Source organism: Pseudoalteromonas sp. SANK 73390 (assembly GCF_054966645.1).
In genome coordinates this window covers 1-548 of record NZ_ARPN01000135.1, presented here as the reverse complement: position 1 = coordinate 548, position 548 = coordinate 1, and the positions used below count along the sequence as shown (strand labels likewise).

Annotated in this window: 1 protein-coding gene; it reads left to right on the top strand. The window is 48.9% G+C overall.

From position 1 onward, the window contains the following. Nucleotides 1-548 (top strand): AMP-binding protein (locus SANK73390_RS18330; protein ID WP_462767848.1); only part of this gene is annotated, 548 nt, incomplete at both ends.

Here is a 548-nt window from a genome sequence, read left to right as displayed (position 1 = left end):
AAGGGATAAAACCTGGGGAGCGAGTGGGGATCTGTTGTCACAGAGGTGAGCAATTGCTGACAACTTCACTTGGAGTATGGAAGGCCGGTGCGTGTTATGTGCCGCTAGACCCAAGTTACCCGCAAGCCAGATTACACTATATGCTAGCAGACAGTGGTGCGAGCGTAATATTAGGGGATGGAGCTGCTGCACAGGTGTTGTCTGATAGCCCATTACCACAATTAACATTGGCACAAGCCTCAAATTATAGTGATACAACGCCAGAACTTGCGCTGGATGCTGCACGTTTGGCCTACATTATCTATACGTCAGGCTCGACGGGCAAACCTAAAGGGGTATGCGTTGGTCATCAAGCACTCAGTAACTTTTTACACAGCATGGCAAAAGAGCCAGGGCTCTCACAAGGAGAGCGGTTGCTGGCAGTCACGACCTTTGGTTTTGATATAGCAGGCTTAGAGTTGTATTTACCCTTGCTGGTAGGGGGGGAAGTACATATTGCAGCACAGAGTATGACGCGGGATAGCCAAGCTTTAATGGCGTATTTAGAT